Annotated in this window: 12 protein-coding genes; 8 read left to right on the forward strand and 4 right to left on the reverse strand. The window is 70.3% G+C overall.

Translation table 11 applies throughout. The features are described from left to right. Positions 1-55: 55 nt before the first annotated feature. Positions 56-1,498, reverse strand: coding sequence for an N-acetylglucosamine/diacetylchitobiose ABC transporter substrate-binding protein (gene ngcE, locus CP984_RS08720; RefSeq protein ID WP_003981068.1), 1,443 nt, complete (start codon positions 1,496-1,498; stop codon positions 56-58). A 419-nt stretch (positions 1,499-1,917) separates the two neighbouring features. Between ngcE and CP984_RS08725 the strand changes: the two genes are divergently transcribed. Beyond that, complete coding sequence (locus tag CP984_RS08725) at positions 1,918-5,343, forward strand: GH92 family glycosyl hydrolase (RefSeq protein WP_003981069.1); 3,426 nt, start codon at positions 1,918-1,920, stop codon at positions 5,341-5,343. A 117-nt stretch (positions 5,344-5,460) separates the two neighbouring features. Then, on the forward strand, positions 5,461-6,414 hold the full coding sequence (locus tag CP984_RS08730; RefSeq protein WP_003981070.1) for an FG-GAP repeat domain-containing protein: 954 nt from the start codon (positions 5,461-5,463) through the stop codon (positions 6,412-6,414). Positions 6,415-6,600: 186 nt separating this feature from the next. Here the strand turns inward: CP984_RS08730 and acnA are convergent, their stop codons facing one another. Then, positions 6,601-9,318: an aconitate hydratase AcnA gene (acnA, locus tag CP984_RS08735; protein WP_003981071.1), complete on the reverse strand. Its 2,718-nt coding sequence runs from the start codon at positions 9,316-9,318 to the stop codon at positions 6,601-6,603. A gap of 261 nt (positions 9,319-9,579) precedes the next feature. Between acnA and CP984_RS08740 the strand changes: the two genes are divergently transcribed. The 6 genes from CP984_RS08740 (at position 9,580) to CP984_RS08765 (ending at position 15,720) form a co-directional block, all read left to right on the forward strand. Continuing rightward, complete coding sequence (locus tag CP984_RS08740) at positions 9,580-10,236, forward strand: class I SAM-dependent methyltransferase (protein ID WP_003981072.1); 657 nt, start codon at positions 9,580-9,582, stop codon at positions 10,234-10,236. Positions 10,237-10,323: 87 nt separating this feature from the next. Continuing rightward, positions 10,324-11,259, forward strand: a complete 936-nt coding sequence (locus CP984_RS08745) for an ABC transporter ATP-binding protein (protein WP_003981073.1) — start codon at positions 10,324-10,326, stop codon at positions 11,257-11,259. Further along, complete coding sequence (locus CP984_RS08750; protein ID WP_003981074.1) at positions 11,256-12,233, forward strand: ABC transporter substrate-binding protein; 978 nt, start codon at positions 11,256-11,258, stop codon at positions 12,231-12,233. The genes CP984_RS08745 and CP984_RS08750 overlap by 4 nt, the downstream gene beginning before the upstream one ends. A 23-nt stretch (positions 12,234-12,256) precedes the next feature. After that, positions 12,257-14,335 (forward strand): iron ABC transporter permease, encoded by a 2,079-nt coding sequence (locus CP984_RS08755; protein WP_003981075.1) that lies wholly within the window; start codon positions 12,257-12,259, stop codon positions 14,333-14,335. Positions 14,336-14,452: 117 nt separating this feature from the next. Further along, the gene (locus CP984_RS08760) at positions 14,453-14,884 is read left to right on the forward strand and encodes a helix-turn-helix domain-containing protein (protein WP_003981076.1); all 432 of its coding nucleotides are present in this window, start codon (positions 14,453-14,455) and stop codon (positions 14,882-14,884) included. Beyond that, a complete protein-coding gene (locus CP984_RS08765) occupies positions 14,881-15,720 on the forward strand; it encodes an alpha/beta fold hydrolase (RefSeq protein WP_003981077.1) in 840 nt (279 codons plus the stop codon). The genes CP984_RS08760 and CP984_RS08765 overlap by 4 nt, the downstream gene beginning before the upstream one ends. 144 nt (positions 15,721-15,864) lie before the next feature. On the opposite strand, the gene CP984_RS08770 is transcribed toward CP984_RS08765, so the two are convergent. Continuing rightward, positions 15,865-16,224: a GntR family transcriptional regulator gene (locus CP984_RS08770; RefSeq protein WP_003981078.1), complete on the reverse strand. Its 360-nt coding sequence runs from the start codon at positions 16,222-16,224 to the stop codon at positions 15,865-15,867. A 1-nt stretch (position 16,225) separates the two neighbouring features. After that, entirely contained in the window at positions 16,226-17,257 is a 1,032-nt protein-coding gene (locus tag CP984_RS08775) for a hypothetical protein (RefSeq protein WP_003981079.1), read from the reverse strand. Positions 17,258-17,343: the final 86 nt, after the last annotated feature.

The raw sequence follows: 17,343 nt of genomic DNA on the forward strand, positions 1-17,343 counted from the left end.
TCTTTCCCCGCGGTTTCGCGTGACCGCCACCGCTGGTGACGCGTCCGACGCACGGTCAGCGCTTGTACTTCTTGACGCTGCTGTCCTCGCGCGTCTCGTCCGCGTACTTCTGGATCTTGGTGATCGCCTCGTCGGGAGTCATGCGGCCCGCCATCATCTCGCCCAGCGCGCCGACGCCGATCTTCTCCTTCTGCAGCGCCACGTACCAGTCCTGCAACCGCGGGTTGACGATGTTCTGACCCGCCGTCCGCAGCGCCTGCTGCGCCGAGTCCAGGCCCGGGGGCAGCTTCAGGCCCTCCGTACCGCCGTTGAGCGAGGTGAGCGAGGAGACCTGCTTGATGAAGTTCTGCGAGGACTTCTTGCTGAGCATGATGCGCAGCATTTCCATGCCGCCGGGTGCGTTCTTGGCTTCCCGGGGCACGATGTACGGCTCGCCGCCGGAGGCCCAGATCGTGCCGAACGGCATCTTGTCGGAGGACGAGAGGCTGGACGGCGCGCCGACCGAGAGCTGGAAGTCCGGGTTCTTCTCGATCTGCTTGGCCGACTCGTTCTCGACCCACGACCCGTTGGGTATGAACAGCGCCTTGCCCTCGGCCCACGCCTTCTGCGACTGGAGGTGGTCCAGGCCCGGCGAGCCCTTGAGGACATACCCCTTCTTGTACAGCTCGTAGTACGCGTCGAAGGCCGCCTTGACGGCCGGGTCCTTCCAGGCGTTCGGCTCCAGGTTGTCGATCTTCCGGAGTACTTCCGCGCCGCCGATCTTGGCGATGAACGGGTAGAGGCTGAAGGGGAGGTAGTACGGGTACTTGCCGGGGTAGGTCCACCCGGCGACGCCCTTCTTCTTCGCCTTCTCGCACACCGCGAGCATCTCGTCCCAGGTCTTCGGGTATTCCGCGTCGGCGACCTTCTGGAGGTTCGTCTTGGAGTACCAGACGCCGTAGACCGTGTACGCGTAGTACATGATCCAGGTTTCCTTGCCGCCGAACTGGCCCATCTCGACGACACCGGGGCGCAGCGTGTCGCGCACCTTCTTGTTCGGGTCGTCGATCGACGGGGCGTCGAGCAGCGGGGTGAGGTCGGCGAGCTGGTTCTTCGACACCAGTGTGCCGAAGTCCATCTGTTCCGCGCCGGAGTTGTCCACCAGGTCCGGCGGGTTGCCGCCGTTGAACCGCGGCTGGAGGGTGGACTGGATCTTCTGGGTGGAGGCGAGCTTGACCTTGCCCTTGGTCTTGGGGAAGGCGGCGACGTATTCGGCCTGGGCGTCCTTCGCGTATTTGTCGCCGAATCCGCCGTCGAAGATGACGACGTCGAGGGCGGCGCTCTCATTGACCGCGAGCGGATTCTTGGCGGACTTCTGCCCCTTCTCGGCCTTCTCACCGCCGTCGCCACCACTGCTGGCACACGCCGACAGGGCGCTCATGGCCGGCACGGTGACGATTCCGAGCGCCGCGGCCCGCTTGATCAGGGCACGGCGGCTGAAATCTGAGGTGGATCCCATGCGCAAGTCCTCGCCTTCTTCAGGACTCAGGCGGTGTACCGGAGCCACCCCGGCACCGCGGGTCAGATGAAGCTGAGTTGTACGGGATGTGCACCGGGCACGCTAGAGATGTGCGGGGCCGACTTCTTGTGCTGCTCCGCAGGTCCCCCCGGGTCCGCGGCGTCGTTCGCACAGCCGCTCGGACGCCGACAGGTATAGTCCACTTCAGGTCAACTCGGCAAGATCGTAAGCAAGTTCGGGCCGCCATCTTTCCCGAGTTGAGACCTCGACGGTATGCGTCGCTTGCGCCGGAAACTTCTGACCGCCGTTCGTCGGGTCACCCTTGACAACAAAGGCCCCACGCACCTTACTTATCTCTGCATTACGCAGCTGACAACGATGTCACCGTTGGGGAATTGTCGCTTCGTTGAGAGGTACGCGTGCGGCTCAGACACCGGCACAGATCCCTGCCCGGCACGGCCCGCCCCGTCGCACTCGCGGTGGCGGCCCTGCTCGTCCTGACGGCGTACGCCCCGGCCGTCGCGGCCCCGCCCGGAAAGCCCCCGGGCGAGCGGCAGTTCAGCTCCTCCTTCGAGACCGGCGATCCGCAGCCCGCCTGGCTGGACACGGTCGAAACCGGCCCGGACGGCACTGGGAAGACCTCCGGAGTGGGCCCCGAGAGCGGTCCGGGCGCCGGCATGAGCAGCCACCCCGACTCCGGCCCCACCGCCTCCCCCACCGCGAGGACGAACGCCGGCTTCAGCGGGCTGCGGGCGCTGCGGTACGCGGGCACCCACACCGCGTCCGGCCGCGGCTACTCGTACAACAAGGTCTTCGACGTCGACCTGCCGGTCACGGCCGCCACCTCGCTGTCGTACAAGATCTTCCCCGAGATGGCCGCCACCGACCTGGGCTACCCCGCCACCCACGTCGCGCTCGACCTGGCCTTCACCGACGGCACGTACCTCAGCGAGCTGGGCGCCGCCGACCAGAACGGCGCGCCGCTCACCCCGCGCGGCCAGGCCGCCGCCAAGACGCTCTACGTCAACCAGTGGAACCACCGCCAGTCGCGCATCGGCGCCGTCGCGGCGGGCAAGACCGTCGATCGCATCCTGATCGCGTACGACTCCCCGGCCGCGCCGAAGGCCACACCGGTCTTCCGCGGCTGGGTCGACGACATCACCCTGGGCCCCGCGGCCCGGGAGAAGCCGCCCACCCACTTCGCCGACCACGTGGCGACCACCCGCGGCACGAACTCCAGCGGCAGCTTCTCGCGCGGCAACACCTTCCCGGCCACCGCCGTGCCGCACGGCTTCAACTTCTGGACGCCGGTGACCAACGCGGGCTCCACCGACTGGCTGTACGAGTACGCGCGGAAGAACAACGCCGCCAACCTGCCCACCCTCCAGGCGTTCGCCGCCAGCCACGAGCCGAGCCCCTGGATGGGCGACCGGCAGACCTTCCAGGTCATGCCGTCCACCGCGGCCGGCACCCCGGACGCCGGCCGGACCGCCCGCGCCCTGCCCTTCCACCACACCAACGAGACCGCGAAACCGCACCACTACGGCGTCACCTTCGACAACGGCCTCCGGGCGGACATCGCCCCTGCGGACCACGCGGCGCTGATGCGCTTCACCTTCCCCGGCGACGACGCGAACCTGATCTTCGACAACGTCAACAACAACGGCGGGCTCACCCTGGACACCGCGCGGGGCGTCGTCACCGGCTTCTCCGACGTCCGGAGCAACCTGTCGACCGGCGCCACCCGACTGTTCGTGTACGGCGTGCTCGACGCGCCGGTCACCGCGGGCGGCAAGCTGAGCGGCGGCGGTGGCCCGGACGTCACGGGCTACCTGAAACTGCGGCCCGGCGCGGACCGTACGGTCACGCTGCGCATCGCCACCTCGCTGATCGGCGTCGACCAGGCGCGCGCGAACCTGGAGCGCGAGGTCCCGGCGGGCGACTCCTTCGAGCGGGTCCGGGACCGCGCGCGTGCCCAGTGGGACGGCATCCTCGGCCGTATCGAGGTCGAGGGCGCGAGCCGGGACCGCCTCGTCACCCTCTATTCCAACCTCTACCGGCTCTACCTCTACCCCAACTCCGGCCATGAGCAGGTCGGTTCGCGCGCCCGCTACGCGAGCCCCTTCTCGCCGCGGACCGGCCCGGACACCCCGGACCGCACCGGAGCGAAGATCGTCGACGGTGAGGTCTACGTCAACAACGGCTTCTGGGACACCTACCGCACCACGTGGCCCGCCTATTCCCTGCTCACTCCGCGCCAGGCGGGGAAAATGGTGGACGGTTTCGTCCAGCAGTACAAGGACGGCGGCTGGATCTCCCGCTGGTCCTCCCCCGGTTACGCGGACCTGATGACCGGTACGAGTTCGGACGTGGCCTTCGCCGACGCCTATGCGAAGGGCGTGAAGTTCGATGCCGCCGCGGCCTATGAGGCGGCGGTGAAGAACGCCACCGTCGCCCCGCCCAGCCCCGGAGTCGGCCGTAAGGGCATGGCCACCTCGCCCTTCCGCGGCTATACGAGCACGGACACCAAGGAAGGCATGTCCTGGGCGCTGGAGGGCTACCTCAACGACTACGGCATCGCCCGTATGGGACAGGCGCTGTACGCGAAGACGAAGAACCCGCGTTACAAGGAGGAGTCCGCGTACTTCCTCAACCGCGCCCGCGATTACGTCAAGCACTTCGACGACAAGGTCGGCTTCTTCCAGGGCAAGGACGCGGCCGGGAACTGGCGGCTGCCCCCGGACCGTTTCGACCCGCGCGTCTGGGGCCACGACTACACCGAGACCAACGCCTGGACCTTCGCCTTCACCGCGCCGCAGGACACCCGCGGCCTGGCCAACCTGTACGGCGGCCGGGCGGGTCTGGCGAAGAAGCTGGACGCGTACTTCGCCACCCCGGAAACCGCGGCGAAGGAATTCGCCGGCTCGTACAACAACGTCATCCACGAGATGACCGAGGCCCGGGACACCCGGATGGGCATGTACGGGCACAGCAACCAGCCGTCGCACCACATCGCGTACGCCTATGACGCGGCCGGGCAGCCGTGGAAGACCCAGGAGAAGGTGCGTGAGGTGCTCTCCCGCCTCTATCTGGGCAGCGAGATCGGCCAGGGATATCCGGGCGACGAGGACAACGGCGAGATGTCCGCGTGGTACGTGTTCAGCGCGCTCGGGTTCTATCCGCTGGTGATGGGCTCGCCCGAATACGCCATCGGCTCCCCGCTGTTCACCGAGGCCACCGTCCACCTGGAGAACGGCCGCGATCTCGTCGTCAAGGCGCCGCGCAACAGCGCGCGCAATGTGTACGTCCAAGGGCTGCGGGTCAACGGAAAGCCGTGGAATTCGACGGCGCTGCCCCATGCCCTGCTCGCCCGCGGCGGCACCCTGGAATTCGCGATGGGGCCGCGCCCGTCCTCCTGGGGCACGGGCGAGCACGCGGCGCCGTCGTCCATCACGCACGACGACCGGGTGCCCGTGCCCGACGGCGACCTGACGACGCCGGGCGGCAGCCCGCTGCTGGACGACACGTCGGCCACCTCGGCATCCTTCGAGTCCGTCCCGGTCACGCTCCCGTCGGCGGCGCGGGTGACCTCGTACACCCTCACCTCGGCAGCGAAGGGTGACGCGCCCGGCGCCTGGGTGCTGGAGGGCCTGGACCGCCACGGGAAGTGGCGGACGCTGGACCGGCGGACGCACGAGACCTTCAGCTGGGACCGGCAAACCCGGATATTCACGGTGAAATCACCTGGGAGCTACCAGCGTTACCGACTGACACCGGCAAACCCTGCCTCCTTGGCGGAGTTCGAGCTGATCGGTCCGAAACGGGCGGTTTTCAGGACCGACTGATCAGACCACCCGTAAACCAGTTGACATGTAAAAAGGTTGTGCAAAGATCCTGACGATCACACGACGCACCCCCATGAGGGTGCGTCGCGCCTCATCACATGGCAAATGGAGAATTACGTGGCCAAACTTCCCGGCCGTAAGCGCGGGCGCGCCGTATCGCGCCTGGCTGTCGCGGCGATCGCCGCCGCCCTGGTCGGCACCAGTGCCTCAGCCGCGGTGGCGGACGCGCCGGTCCCCGCCCCCGTGAAGAACGTCGACATCAGCAAGCTGGCGCAGGCGGCGCCGAAGGCCGGCGCCGGGGCCAAGTCCCGCGCCACGGCCCGTGCGGCGGCGACCGCCGAGGCCCCCGTGTTCGGCCTGTTCGGCATCCAGCGCTCCGACGGCTTCCTTTACCAGTACCTGCCGGACGGCACCGGTGGCCTGGACGAGCGCACGTTCGTCACCAGCGACTGGGACCTGCTCAAGGCCGCGGCCACGGTCGACCACAGCGGTGACGGCGTGGGCGACGGCATGTGGGCCTGGGACAAGGCCGGCAACCTGTACTTCAACTCGGACTCCGAGAGCCGTACGGTCGGCGGCGGCTGGAACATCTACGACAAGGTCCTGTCCCCGGGCAACCTCGGCGGCGGTACCGCCTACGACATCATCGCGCGCGACAAGTCGGGCGTGCTGTGGATCTACCTCGGCTACGACAACGGCCAGGTCACCTCGCGCGTCAAGGTTGGCGGCGGCTGGAACGCCTACACCGAGATCTCCGGCAAGGGCGACCTGACCGGCGACGGCAAGGCCGACATCGTGGCCCGGGACTCCTCCGGCGTCCTGTGGCTCTACAAGGGCACCGGCGACTACAAGGCGCCGTTCGCCCCGCGCGTCAAGATCGGCGCGGGCTGGAACGCGTACAACGCCCTCGTCTCGGTCGGCGATGTGGACCTCGACGGCCGCGCGGACCTGCTGGCACGCGACACCGACGGCAAGCTGTGGCTCTACAAGGGCGACGGCGGCAACCAGGACCCCTTCGAGTCCCGCAAGCAGATCGGTTTCGGCTACAACATCTACAGCTGGATGTTCTAGTCCTCCAGAACACCGGTAGCCGGGGGACTCCGGTCGGCCGTGTGCCGGTGAGGTGATGGTGCGGCGCGTCTCCACGAGACGCGCCGCACCGGTTTATGAGCAGCGGGACAGCAACACAGCGAGGGCCGCCCCCCAGCCGGGGTGCGGCCCTCGCGTTTCACCCGCTCAACGGAGCGGGATCGCCGGTTACTTCCGGATCAGCGACCGCAGCACGTACTGCATGATGCCGCCGTTGCGGTAGTAGTCGGCCTCGCCAGGGGTGTCGATGCGCACCTTGGCGTCGAACTCGACGTCGCCCGCCTTGACCTTGACGGTCTCCGGGATGCCACCGTCGTTCAGGGCGGTGACGCCGGTGATGTCGAAGGTCTCCTCGCCGGTCAGGCCCAGGGACTGCGCGGAGGCGCCCTCGGGGAACTGGAGCGGCAGGACACCCATGCCGATCAGGTTCGAGCGGTGGATGCGCTCGTAGGACTCGGCGATGACGGCCTTGACGCCGAGCAGCGCGGTGCCCTTGGCGGCCCAGTCGCGGGACGAGCCGGAGCCGTACTCCTTGCCGGCCAGGATGACCAGCGGGATGCCGGCCGCCTGGTAGTTCTGCGACGCGTCGTAGATGAAGGAGACCGGGCCGCCCTCCTGCGTGAAGTCACGCGTGAAGCCGCCCTCGGTGCCCGGCGCGATCTGGTTGCGCAGGCGGATGTTGGCGAACGTACCGCGGATCATGACCTCGTGGTTGCCGCGGCGCGAGCCGTAGCTGTTGAAGTCGCGGCGCTCGACGCCGTGCTCCGTGAGGTACTGGCCGGCCGGGGTGTCGGCCTTGATCGCACCGGCCGGGGAGATGTGGTCGGTGGTGACCGAGTCGCCCAGCTTGGCCAGCACGCGGGCGCCCTGGACGTCGGAGACCGGGCTGGTCTCCATCGTCATGCCCTCGAAGTACGGGGGCTTGCGCACGTAGGTGGACTGCGGGTCCCACTCGAAGGTGTCGCCGGTCGGGATCGGCAGCGCCTGCCACTGGGCGTCGCCCGCGAAGACGTCCTCGTACGACTTGGAGAACATGTCCTCGCCGATGGCGTTGGCCACAACGTCGTTGACCTCGGCCTCGGAGGGCCAGATGTCCTTGAGGTAGACCGGGTTGCCGTCCTGGTCGGTGCCCAGCGCCTCGGTGGTGATGTCCACCTTCATGGAGCCGGCGATGGCGTACGCGACGACCAGCGGCGGGGACGCCAGGTAGTTCATCTTGACGTCGGGGTTGATCCGGCCCTCGAAGTTGCGGTTGCCGGAGAGCACCGAGGTGACCGCGAGGTCGTTCTCGTTGATCGCCTTCGAGATCTCCTCGTCCAGCGGACCGGAGTTGCCGATGCAGGTGGTGCAGCCGTAGCCGACCAGGTTGAAGCCCAGCTTGTCCAGGTAGGGCGTCAGGTTCGCCTTGTCGAAGTAGTCGGTGACGACCTTCGAGCCGGGGGCGAGGGTGGTCTTGACCCAGGGCTTGCGGGACAGGCCCTTCTCGACCGCCTTCTTGGCCACCAGGGCGGCGGCGACCATGACGTAGGGGTTCGAGGTGTTGGTGCAGGAGGTGATCGCGGCGACCGTGACGGCGCCGTGGTCGATCTCGAACACCGAACCGTCGGCGGCCACGACCTGGGTCGGCTTGCTCGGCGTGCCGTTGGAGACCGCGGGGGCGTCGGAGGCCGGGAAGGACTCCTTGCCCGCCTCGTCCAGGTCCGCCTCGCTGACGTAGTTGCGTACGTCGTGGGTGAACTGCTGGGCGGCCTCGGCCAGGACGATGCGGTCCTGCGGGCGCTTCGGACCGGCGATCGACGGGACGACCGTGGAGAGGTCCAGCTCCAGCTTCTCGGAGAAGTCCGGCTCGGCGGCCGGGTCCAGCCACAGGCCCTGCTCCTTGGCGTACGCCTCGACCAGGGCGACCTGCTGCTCGGAGCGGCCGGTCAGCTTCAGGTAGTTCAGGGTCTCGTCGTCGATCGGGAAGATCGCGGCGGTGGAGCCGAACTCCGGCGACATGTTGCCGATGGTGGCGCGGTTGGCCAGCGAGGTGGCGGCGACGCCCTCGCCGTAGAACTCGACGAACTTGCCGACGACGCCGTGCTTGCGCAGCATCTCGGTGATGGTCAGCACCAGGTCGGTGGCGGTGGTGCCGGGCTTGAGCTCACCGGTCAGCTTGAAGCCGACGACGCGCGGGATGAGCATGGAGACCGGCTGGCCCAGCATCGCGGCCTCGGCCTCGATGCCGCCGACGCCCCAGCCCAGGACGCCCAGGCCGTTGACCATCGTGGTGTGCGAGTCGGTGCCGACCAGGGTGTCGGGGTAGGCCTGACCGTTGCGGGTCATGACCGTACGGGCCAGGTGCTCGATGTTGACCTGGTGGACGATGCCGGTGCCGGGCGGGACGACCTTGAACTCGTCGAAGGCGGTCTGGCCCCAGCGCAGGAACTGGTAGCGCTCCTTGTTGCGGCCGTACTCCAGCTCCACGTTCTGCTGGAAGGCGTTGGCGGTGCCGAACTTGTCGGCGATGACGGAGTGGTCGATGACCAGCTCGGCCGGGGCCAGCGGGTTGATCTTCGCCGGGTCGCCGCCCAGCTCCTTGACGGCCTCACGCATGGTGGCGAGGTCCACGACGCAGGGCACGCCGGTGAAATCCTGCATGATCACGCGGGCCGGCGTGAACTGGATCTCCTGGCTCGGCTGCGCCTGGGAGTCCCAGCCGCCCAGCGCACGGATGTGGTCGGCGGTGATGTTCGCGCCGTCCTCGGTACGGAGCAGGTTCTCCAGCAGCACCTTCAGGCTGTAGGGAAGGCGGGCGGAGCCCTCGACCTTGTCCAGCCTGAAGATCTCGTACGACTCGTCGCCCACCTGCAGCGTGCTGCGGGCGTCGAAGCTGTTCGCCGACACGACAGTCTCCTTCAATGCATGATTCGCGCGTACCACCGCAATCCTGCCGTCACAGATCCTTGCCGATCAGCTAAGGTAAGGCTAAGTTAGGCAAGCCTTACTAGCGCGGCAGCGGTACGCCTCCCGGCAGATATCTCGATGTCGAGATAACTCTAGTACATCGGCGCGGCGAGGTCATGCGTGCCCGGCCGCCGACTGCCCCGATCGAGACGGATGCCCATACAAGTGACGCAGGCGCGGCGGGCTTGATGGAGTGACAACATGACCGCACTCGCGCACCGCGCCCTGCGAGCCCTTGAGCAGTTCAACGCCGCTCGCCCGTGGGACCACAACGCCCACTACCACCCGTGGATCCTCCGGCAGCTCCCCCGGCGTTTCGGCAGCGCTCTGGATGTCGGCTGCGGCAGTGGTGACCTGGCCAGACTTCTGGCCGCGCGCGCCGGCACGGTGCACGGCATCGACTCCGATCCGGAGATCACCGCCCGGGCACGGGAGCTGACCCCCGCGTCGACCCCCGTCACCTTCACGACCGCGGACGCGCTGACCGGAATCCCCGCGGGCTCCTACGACGTCATCACATGTGTCGCCGTACTCCACCATCTGCCGCTCACCGACGCCCTCGCCGCCTTCCGGCGGCACCTGGCGCCCGGCGGAACCCTCGTGATCCTCGGACTGTCCCGCCCGGCGACGCCAGTTGACTACCTGCTCGGAACCGCGGCCGCCCCACTCAACGCCGCCACAGGCTGGCTCAAGAACAGGGGCCGCACAGCGCCCCGGCCGGTCTCGATGACGGCCATGACCCGCCCGGCGGACATGACCTTCCCCGACATCGCCCGCCAGGCCCGCTCGGTCCTGCCCGGCGCGCGACTGCGCCGCCGGTTGTTCTGGCGCTACACGCTCGTATGGCGGCGCCGTTGAGCATCCCGGACCGGCCCTCTCCCTTGACCACCGCTCCGCGAAGGGCCAGGCTTCGGCCATAAGTTAGGTTAGGCTAACCTTTGCCGCGTGAAGGCCGGTGAAGAACTCCCCCAGTCCGCGCAGCCCCGCGGCCACACCCTTTCCGCCACGGATGTCACCGTGGCGTACGACGGTGTCGACGTGGTCCACGAGGCGTCCCTCCAGCTCTCGCCCGGGCAGGTGACCGTACTGGTCGGCCCGAACGGCAGCGGGAAGTCGACGCTGCTGCGTACCGTGGCGCGGCTGCAGCGGGCCCGGAGTGCCGCGCTGACTCTCGGCGAGGAGACGGACGGCTTCGCGCTCACGCCCCGCGAGTTCTCGCGGCGGGTCGCGCTGCTGCCGCAGGGGCGGCCCACGCCCAGCGGCCTGACCGTGCGCGATGTCGTGGAGTTCGGGCGGTATCCGTACCGGGGGCGCTGGGGCCGGGCCGACCCGGGCGGCCATGAGGCGGTGGAGCGGGCGCTGCGGATGACCGGGGTCGCCGACCTGGCCGAGCGGGGTGCCGAGCACCTCTCCGGCGGCCAGCTGCAACGGGTGTGGCTCGCGGGCTGCCTGGCGCAGGACACCGGCGTACTGCTGCTGGACGAGCCGACGACCTACCTCGACCTGCGCTACCAGGTGGAACTCCTGGACCTGATACGGGACTTGGCGGACGACCACGGCATCGCCGTCGGGGTGGTGCTGCACGACCTGGACCAGGCGGCGGCCGTCGCCGACCGGATCGTACTGCTCCGGTCGGGCCGGGTGATCGCGGACGGGGAGCCGGAGGACGTCCTCACCCCGGAGCGGCTGTCGGACACGTACGGCATCCGGATCGAGGTCTCCACCGACCCGTCGACAGGACGGCTGCGCACCCGCGCGATCGGCCGGCACCACACCCGGCGGACGCCGGACGGAGACACACCGCGGGCCGGCCACACCCCCCGGAACGACAAGCACAACGCGCGCGACGCGCACAGCGAAAGGCTCGGTGCCACCTCATGAGACGACTCCTGCTCACCGTCGCGGCGGCCACCGCCGCCGCCCTCACCCTGGGCGCGTGCGGTACCACCCAGCCCGCCGCCGACGAGGCGAAGAAGTCCTCCGGGCACCTCACCCTCACGGACGCGTCCGGTACGAAGGTGGAGCTGGACGGGCCCGCCAAGAAGGTCGTCGGCACCGAGTGGAACGTCGTCGAGCACCTGGCCGCGCTGGGCGTCGCGCCGGCCGGTGTCGCCGACGTCAAGGGGTACAAGTCCTGGGACAAGGCCGTACCGCTGAAGAACGAGCCGAAGGACATCGGCACTCGCGGCGAGCCGAGCATGGACACCGTCGCCGCGCTCGCGCCCGATCTCATCGTCGCCACCAGCGACCTGCCCCAGGCCGCCGTCACGCAGCTGCGGAAGATCGCCCCGGTGCTGGTGCTGAAGTCCGCCGACTCGGCCGATCCGATCGGGCAGATGACCAGGGACCTGGACCTGATCGCCAAGGCCACGGGCACCACGGAGCGGGCCGGCACGCTCAAGAAGGGCTTCGAGGCGAAGCTCGCGGAGGGCCGGCGGAAGCTGGAGCAGGCCGGGCGCAAGGGCACGAAGTTCGCCTTCGCGGACGGCTATGTGCAGGGCAGCCAGGTGACGATCCGGCCGTACACCGCCGGTTCGCTGCTCGGCGCGGTGAACGAGAAGCTCGGGCTGGAGAACCCCTGGACGGTGAAGGGCGACCCGGCCTACGGGCTCGGCAAGACCGACGTCGAGGGGCTGACCAAGCTCGGTGACGTGGAGTTCGCGTACATCGGCAGCGACGACGACAAGAGCGCCACGCCGTTCACCGGTGTGCTCGCCGACAACGCGGTGTGGAAGTCGCTGCCGTTCGTGAAGGCGGGCACGGTGCACCGGCTGCCCGACGGTGTGTGGATGTTCGGCGGCACCGGGTCGATGGAGTCGTACGTCGATTCCGTCGTCGCCGCGCTGACGAAGTGACGACGGGGCCCGCACCGAAGATCATGGCCGTCACCACCACCGCTCCCCCTGCCCCCACCGCCGCGGCGGCGTCCCGGAGAGGCGGCGCGGTCGCGGTGACGGCCGTGCTCGTCCTGCTGATCGCCGCCCTCGCGCTCGCCGACATCGCGCAGGGCACCTCCGGCGTCGGCGCCGCGGAGGTGTGGAAGGCGCTCACCGGGCAGGCCGACGCGGCGGACGCCTCCGTCGTCGTCGCCTCCCGGCTGCCGCGCATGACCGCCGGAATCCTGGTCGGCGCGGCGCTCGGCATGGCGGGTGCCGCGCTCCAGGCCGTCAGCCGCAACGTCATCGCCGCGCCCGACACCCTCGCGGTCAACGCCGGTTCGTACCTCGCGCTCGGCCTGGCCGCCGCGACCGGTGTCTCGCTGCCGCTGCTCGCTTCCTCCGGCGTCGCCTTCGTCGGCGGACTGGCGGCCGCGGCCGTCGTCCTCGGGGTGTCCGGGCTGGGCGGCGGAACCGTCCGGCTGGTCCTGGCGGGCAGCGCGCTGACCCTCGGCCTCACCTCCGTCACCGAAGGACTGCTGCTGCTGTTCCCCGAGCGGACGGAAGGGCTGTACGCCTGGAACCAGGGCAGCATCGCGCAGAACGGTTTCGGCGGAGTGCTGTGGCTGCTGCCGCTCGCCGTCGCCGGACTGGCGGGGCTGCTGCTGGTCGCCCGCCGGGTCGACACCCTGGCCCTCGGCGACGACGCCGCGCGGGGGCTGGGCGTACCCGTACGGGCCACCCGGGTGATCACCGTCGTGCTGGCGGCGCTGCTGTCCGCCACGGCCGTCACCCTCGCCGGGCCGATCGGCTTCGTCGGGCTGAGCGCCCCGGCTCTCGTCCGCCTGCTGGCGCGCCGCTACGGCGGCTTCTCCCGGACGCGCGCGAGCGTGACGCGGTCCGCGCTGACCGGCGCGGCGCTGGTGCTCGGCTCGGATGTCGCGCTGCGGGCGGTGGTACCGGCCGACGTGGCGGTGGCCGTGCCGACCGGCGTGGTGACGAGCCTGGTCGGCGCCGTGTTCCTGGTGGTGCTGGCGACCCGGGGCCGGGACACCGGCGCCGCCGCCCCGCCCGACCGGCTGCGCATCCGCAGCCGGACCGTCTTCCTGACGGTGACCGGGACGCTGGTGGCGGTACTGATCGCCGTGATCATCGCCTCCGTACTGCTCGGCGATTCCAAGCTGCTGCTCGGCGACGTCGTCAACTGGGCGCAGGGCAGGGCCGGACGGGCCGTCTCCTTCGTCCTGGACACCCGGGTGCCACGGGTGCTCGCCGCCCTCCTCGCGGGCGCGGCCCTCGCCCTCGCGGGCACCCTGGTCCAGGCCGTGACCCGCAACCCGCTCGCCGAACCGGGCGTCATGGGCGTCTCCGGCGGCGCGGCGCTGGGCGCGGTGATCCTCGTGACCAGCGCGCCCGGGGCCGGGCCGGCGGGTCTGGCCGCCGCCGCGTTCGCGGGCGCCGCCCTCGCCGCGGCGCTCGTCTTCGGGCTGTCCGCGCGCGGCGGCTTCCGGCAGAACCGCCTGGTGCTGGTCGGTATGGGCGTCGCCACCGCGAGCGCCGCCCTGATCAGCCTGTTCATCGTCCTGACCGATCCGTTCAACGCCACCAAGGCGCTGACCTGGCTGTCCGGTTCGACGTACGGGCGGACGCTGCCCGACCTGCTGCCGCTGGCCGTCGTCCTCGCGGCAGGACTGGCCGTGGCGGTCGCCCGGCGCACCGAACTCGACCTGATCTCCCTGGACGAGGACACCCCGAGACTCCTGGGCCTCGGAGTACCCCGGGCGCGCCTCGGCCTCCTGACGCTGGGCGTCCTGCTGAGCGCGGCGGCCGTCGCCGCGTCCGGAACCATCGCCTTCGTCGGCCTGGTCGCCCCGCACGCCGCCCGCGCCCTGGTGGGCCGCAGGCATGTACGGGTGGTGCCGGTGGCAGTGCTGCTGGGCGCGGCACTGGTGGGTACGGCGGACGTGGTGGGCCGGACGGTGATCGCACCGGCGCAGCTGGGAGCGGGACTCCTCACAGCGGTCATCGGGACGCCGTACTTCCTGTGGCTGCTGGTGCGGACGCGGGGCGGAGGCCGGTAGAGCGGCTGCACCGGCCACGCCGCCCGCACGCGAGGCCGCCAAGCTTCCTCAACATTCCCCACCGAATACCCTAACCTTCCCTATCACTCCCTCGATAGGGAAGGTTAGGGTACTTTCATGACCGACCGCCTCTACTCCGTGGAACAAGTCGCCGAGCGCCTGGGCCTGCACGTACGCACCGTCCGCAACTACGTGCGCGACGGACGCCTCGCCGCCGTCCGCATCGGCAAGCAGTACCGGATCGCGCACGAGGACCTGGAAGCCTTCACCGGCCGCCCGGCCCCCGCCGCGCCCGGGGACCCGGCCGGCGGGCCGCGGCACAGCGAGGTGTCGAGCATCGTGGAGATCGAAGCGGTCGACGCCCGTACCGCCGACCGGGTGGCCACCCTGCTGACCGCCTCGGTAGCCCACCGCGGCCACGGCGAGCGGCCCCTGCGGATCGAGACGGCGTACGACCCGGAGCGGGCCCGGATGAAGGTCATCATCCTTGGCGGCCTGGCCGACACGGCCCGGCTGTTCGACTACATCGAGGGGGTGCTCGACTCGTGAGCACGATCTACAAGTCCGCGGCCGGAGAACAACAGTTGCGGCAGCGTTACCAGGAAGCACTGGCCGCCTGGCCCGTCCCCGCCGAACACCTGCGGATACCGACCCGCGAAGGCGAAACGTTCGTCGTCGCCTCCGGCCCGAAGGAGGCTCCGCCGCTGGTCCTGCTGCACGGCGCGGGCGCCAACACGAGCATGTGGCTGGGCGACATCGCCACCTGGTCGCGGCACTTCCGTACGTACGCGGTCGACCTCATCGGCGAACCGGGCCTGAGCGCGCCGTCCCGCCCACCCCTGGCCTCCGACGCGTACGCGCAGTGGCTCGACGACGTACTGGACGGCCTGGAGATCGCGACCACCGCGGTCGTCGCCACCTCACTCGGCGGCTGGATGGCCCTCGACCACGCCACCCGCCGCCCCGGCCGGGTGACACGCCTGGCCCTGCTGTGCCCCGGCGGCGTCGGAAAACAACGGATGGGCCTGCTCTTCAAGGCCCTGCTCCTGCGCCCGTTCGGACGCCGGGGCATGCTCCGTTCCGCACGAAGCGCCACCGGCCTGAACACACCGCAGGCGTCCCCCGTCCTCGACCAAGTGGTCCTGACCTTCCAGCAGTTCAAGCCACGCACGGAGCAACTCCCGGTGTTCTCCGACGACGAGCTGCGCGGCCTGAACATCCCGCTGCTGCTGATCGCCGGAACCGACGACGCCCTCTTCGACTCGGCAGGCACGGCCCGGCGCATACAGGACAACGTCCCGAACGCGACCGTACGGCTGCTGCCGGGCGTCGGGCACGCGATCTTCGGGCAGACGGATGAGGTGCTGGCGTTCTTGCGGAAGTGAGGGTGGGGGTTCAGGGGAGGAGGAGGGGCCCGGCCCGGGTGCTGGCCGCTGCCGCGGGGGTCGGGGTGGTGGGAGCCGTGCTGGCCTTCGCGTGGGGGCCGAGGGGGCGGGCCCGGTCGGAGACGGTCCGCCGGCCCGTCCCCCTCACCCCGTCGCCAACCCGCTCCGGACCAACGCCACGACCTCCTCGTCGTTGAGGCCGAGGGTGCGGGCTTCGTTCACCAGCCGGCCCACGTGTTCGGTGAGGCGGGCGCGGGCCGGGGAGGCGTGGCCGGTGACGACGGCGCCGCGGCCGCGGCGGAGGTCGATGAGGCCCTCGTCCTTCAGGCGCTGGTAGCCGCGCAGCACGGTGTGGACGTTGACGCCCAGGGACTCGGCGACCGTACGGGCCGCGGGCAGGCGCTCGCCGGGTTGTACGGAGCCGTCGGCGAGGGCGCCGCGTACCGAGGCGGCGATCTGGTCGCCGAGCGGGACCGGGGAGGCGTGGTCGACACGGAAGAGCACGTCAGTCCTCCTGACCGGGGCCGGTGGCGCGCTTCTCGCGCTCCCGGGTGAGCAGGGCGTTCAGGAGCGCCGCGGCGGTGGCCGCGTCGTCGACGGTCACCACGAAGACCCGGCCGTTGGTCAGCCGCAGCGCCAGCGCCTCGCCGCGGCGCAGCACGATGCCGCTGCGCCCGCCCCGCAGGCGGTAGCCCCAGCCGCCGAAGTCGCCCAGCGGGCTGATCTGCTGGACACCGGCCTCCTCCATGCGCGCGAGCGGGATGCGCAGGCGGGGGCGCGGTACGAGGGGCGAGGCGACGGTCAGGCCCCGGCGGTCGGCGGTCACCTGTACGCCCGCGAACACCAGGCAGGACAGGGCGGCGACGGCGAAGCCCACGGCACCGACCCAGTTCATCGCGAGGCCGATGAGCACACCGATGGCGAGGAGCCCGGGGCCGAGCACGACCAGGGTGGGCGAGCCGACGGTCCGCGACCAGCCGGCGGTCTCGCCGTCCGCGAGGCCGAGCGGCGGTGTCGGGCGCGCCGGCCCGGCCACCTCGTCCGCCCGTACCCGGTCGCGGCCCGCGCACAGCCCGCCCACCACCGCGGCGAGGGCCGCCACGCCGAGGGCCAGGCCCAGGTACGACGGCGGGAACCGGACCGCGGCCGCGTCGCCCGCGTCCACGTTCTGCAGCAGCAGCGATACACCCAAACAGCCGAACAGCCCCGCCATGGCGTAGCCGGTGGCGATGGCCCCGCGCAGGGCGCCCGCGGCCGCGTCGCGCAGCACCAGTACGCCGATGGAGACGCCGAGGACGGCCGGCAGGCCCAGCATGACCGTGAGGAAGTGGGAGGCGGTGGTGAAGTCGTCGCTCGTGCCGTCGGAAGTGAAGTGCATGGCCAGCGGCTCGGGAATCCGGTCCCGTACGGACCAGAAGACCGCGGTGACGGCCACGACGGCGGCCAGGAACGGCAGTACGGCGATCAGCGCCCGCCAGGGACGGAGCACGGGTGGTCCGGCGGCGGGGCGGGCTTGCGTGGTGTTCAAGAAGTTCATCGACACTCCCCCTTTATTTGCATAGTAGTAGAACAACCCGGCCAACCAGTCAACACCCACCCTCCACCACCCGATTACTCATCGAT

It is taken from the genome of Streptomyces rimosus (genome assembly GCF_008704655.1).
Lineage (GTDB): Bacteria > Actinomycetota > Actinomycetes > Streptomycetales > Streptomycetaceae > Streptomyces > Streptomyces rimosus.

Bases quoted from the DNA above. Each gene is read 5' to 3' on its own strand.
- ngcE (WP_003981068.1), bottom strand. From the start codon at position 1,498: ATGGGATCCACCTCAGATTTCAGCCGCCGTGCCCTGATCAAGCGGGCC.
- CP984_RS08740 (WP_003981072.1), top strand. From the start codon at position 9,580: ATGACCGCACTCGCGCACCGCGCCCTGCGAGCCCTTGAGCAGTTCAAC.
- CP984_RS08750 (WP_003981074.1), top strand. From the start codon at position 11,256: ATGAGACGACTCCTGCTCACCGTCGCGGCGGCCACCGCCGCCGCCCTC.
- CP984_RS08755 (WP_003981075.1), top strand. From the start codon at position 12,257: ATGGCCGTCACCACCACCGCTCCCCCTGCCCCCACCGCCGCGGCGGCG.
- CP984_RS08760 (WP_003981076.1), top strand. From the start codon at position 14,453: ATGACCGACCGCCTCTACTCCGTGGAACAAGTCGCCGAGCGCCTGGGC.
- CP984_RS08775 (WP_003981079.1), bottom strand. From the start codon at position 17,257: ATGAACTTCTTGAACACCACGCAAGCCCGCCCCGCCGCCGGACCACCC.